The organism is Paracoccus sphaerophysae (assembly GCF_000763805.1).
Taxonomy (GTDB): Bacteria; Pseudomonadota; Alphaproteobacteria; order Rhodobacterales; family Rhodobacteraceae; genus Paracoccus; species Paracoccus sphaerophysae.
Genome location: NZ_JRKS01000121.1, coordinates 1 through 2,981 on the forward strand (window position 1 = coordinate 1; position 2,981 = coordinate 2,981).

Annotated in this window: 2 protein-coding genes; both read right to left on the bottom strand. The window is 69.3% G+C overall.

Annotation, left to right across the window (positions count from 1 at the left end; translation table 11 throughout):
- Positions 1-69: 69 nt before the first annotated feature.
- The gene (locus tag IC63_RS16615; protein ID WP_036722698.1) at positions 70-1,782 is read right to left on the bottom strand and encodes a Na/Pi cotransporter family protein; all 1,713 of its coding nucleotides are present in this window, start codon (positions 1,780-1,782) and stop codon (positions 70-72) included.
- Positions 1,783-1,789: 7 nt separating this feature from the next.
- Positions 1,790-2,842 (bottom strand): phosphate ABC transporter substrate-binding protein PstS, encoded by a 1,053-nt coding sequence (gene pstS / locus IC63_RS16620; protein WP_052042352.1) that lies wholly within the window; start codon positions 2,840-2,842, stop codon positions 1,790-1,792.
- Between the last annotated feature and the right edge of the window lie 139 nt (positions 2,843-2,981).

The window sequence follows — 2,981 nt, forward strand, 5'->3', positions numbered from 1 at the left end:
TGACTAACGAAAGACGCGACCGCAGCGGACTGCGGTCGCGTCAGGATGCCGTGCCGCGTCAGGCGCGTGTCACTCGGCCGGAACCAGACCAGCCGGCCCCATCCCGGCATCGCGCGCCCGGGCCGGGGTGGCCTCGTGGATCAGGCCGCGGTCGACGGACTGCCGTTCGTCGGCGATGCGGTCGATCAGCACCTCGGCCCGCTCCATCGAGCCGAGCAGGGCCAGCAGCGCGCCCTTTTCGCTCGCCGGGATCGGACCCGAGTCGATGATCCGCCAGCGGATGTCCTCGAACTCGGCCTGACGGCTGTGGCCGGCGGGCATCCGCGGGGCCAGATGCTCGCCCGTGACCAGCGGGGTCAGCGAGGCGTCCAGCCGGTCCATCGCGGCGTTCAGCAGAGACTGACCCTCGGTGCTGAACTTTTCGCGGCAGACGCGGCGGGCGATCTGGTGCAGCGACTCGCTGAGCGCGGCGGTGAAGTCCACCTCCTCGATGGTCGAGGCGACGAGGTCTTTCTGCGGACGCGACAGGCGGTCGTCGAAGAGCTGCGCCGAATAGGCGCGGATCTCGCGCGACAGGGCGTCGGTCGCTTCGTGGTGCTCGGCCGGAGCCTTGGGCGCACCCGGACGCCCGCGGGCGATGTCCAGGAACAGGGCCGCCCCCGCCAGGGCGCGGCGCTGCTCCTGCTGCACCGCCGGCAGCGCCCGGCGGAAGTCGGCCAGCGCGCCTTTGTCAAGGAAGCGCGGGACCGAGTAATCCTCGATGTCCTCATCCTCGGTGCGGCCGACGCGCGACAGATAACGCTCGAACGTGTTCACGAAGGGGAACAGGATGATCACGTTGAAGATGTTGAAGAAGATCGAGAAGAGGCCGATCGCGACCGGGACCAGCGGATAGACCTCCTTGCCGTCGATCATCGTGGGCGTGCCCGGATCGCCGCCAAAGAAGCCCATCACCCAGGTCAGCACCTGGATCGCCGGATAGAACAGCGCCAGCACCACCAGAACCCCGATGAAGTTGAAGGTAATGTGCGCATAGGCGGTGCGCTTGGCGTTCTTGGACAGGTTCAGCGAGGCGATCCAGCTGGTGATCGTCGTGCCGAGGTCGGCGCCGATGGCAAAGGCGATGGCCGTCTGCCAGTCGAGGATCCCCGAGCTGCCAAGCCCCATCACGATGCCGATGGTGGCCGAGGACGAGTGGATCAGCGCCGTGACCAGCGCCGCGATCAAGGCGCACGAGATGACGCCGGTATAGCTCGAAGCGTCCAGATGCGAGATCAGGTCCATGACCTCGGGCATCGAGCGCAGCGGCTTGAGACCGCCGGTCATCAGGTTCAGGCCATAGAAGATCAGCGCAAAGCCCATGCAGGCCAGCGCCACGTTGCGCCACTTGTCCGACTTGGCGAAGCAGTAGATCGTCGCGAAGATCCCGCCGAAGAACAGGCCCAGCGGCCCCAGCGGCAGGGCGATCAACCCGTTGCCCAGCGTGGTGCCGACGTTGGCGCCCATGATGACGCTGATCGCGCTGCGCAGCGTCAGAACGCCCGCGTTCACCAGACCCACGGTCATCACGGTCATCGCCGTGGACGACTGGATGATCCCGGTGATGATGGTCCCCGCCATGACGCCTTTGATTGGCGTGCCGGCGGCGCGGGCGAGGAAGGCCCGCATCTTGTTCACGGACAGGGCCTGGATGCCGTTGGCCATGAACTCCAGCCCCAGCAGGAACAGCCCGAGGCCGCCCACCACCGGAACGATGATTTCCTTGAAGATGTCGATTTCCATGGTGATCTCAGCTGTTGGGGGACGGTTTGCCGGACAGCATCTGACGCGCCGGGCCTGAGGCTTCGGTCGGCAGCGGCAGATAGCCCAAGGACTCGGCGGCGCCGGCGCCCCGGTCGATGACGAAGTCCAGCAGCGCACGGGTGTCTGCCGGGGTGTCGCGGTCAGCGCGCACGAAGGCGTGGATCGCGGTCGTCAGCGGATAGGCCTCGGGCGCGGCGGCGCGGGCCATCGCGTCGGGGGCCGGGGCCGCCCAGTCGACGGCCGACAGCGCCGCGCGCAGGCTGGGCGCGCCCGGCAGCACCGCCCGGCCCGCAGCATTGCGCAGCGCGGCGATGGTCAGCCCGGCGCGGCGGGCCTGACCGGCCTCGACATAGCCGATGGCGCCGGGGGTCGCGGTCAGCGCCGCGATCATGCCGCGGCTGCCGTCGGCGGCCTGACCGCCGGTCCAGGTCAGCTGCGGGCCGACACCGGGGCCGCCCGCCCAGTCGGGGCTGAAGGCCGCCAGCCACAGCGACAGCGCGTTGGTCGACCCCGACCCGTCGCCGCGATGGACGGCGACGATCGGCGAGTCGGGCAGCGTAACGCCGGGGTTCAGCGCCGCCAGTGCCGCGTCCGACCAGCGCGTGATGCGGCCCTGATAGATGGCGGCCAGCGTCGGCGCGTCCAGCGTGAGGCCGGTGACGCCGTTCAGGTTCGCCGCCACCGCCACCGCGCCCGCGGCCAGCGGCAGTTGCCGGAACGGCCCCTCGGCCACCGCCTCGGGTGTCATCCCATAGTCGGCCAGCGCAAAATCGACGCGCCCTTCCTTCAGCAGGTTCAGCCCGCCCATCGAGCCGACCGGCTGGTAATCCAGCCCTGCCGAGCCGTCCACGACCCAGTCCGAGCCGGTCGCCTTGACCCGCGCCGGGTTGTCGGCGTTTCGAGTGTTGCGCCAGTCACCGGCGGCACGTTCGATCAGCGGCTGGGCCAGCGACGATCCGGCGCCGCGCGGTTGATCCGGCCCGCCCCGCCATAGCAGCAGCGCGACCGCCGCCACCGCCAGCGCGATGACCAGCGGCATTACGATCGCGCGTCTGCGAGCCTCGGGGGTCCGGGCGACGGGGATTCCATTGTCAGGTGAGCCAAGCATCACGATGTCCCGTTGCTGTTCGGGCTGTCGTTTTAGGCTTGCTTTGTAACGGGAACGCGAACCTTGCGTG

Excerpts from the sequence above, each read along its gene's own strand:
- IC63_RS16615 (WP_036722698.1), bottom strand. The coding sequence starts at position 1,782 with ATGGAAATCGACATCTTCAAGGAAATCATCGTTCCGGTGGTGGGCGGC.
- pstS (WP_052042352.1), bottom strand. The coding sequence starts at position 2,842 with ATGCCGCTGGTCATCGCGCTGGCGGTGGCGGCGGTCGCGCTGCTGCTA.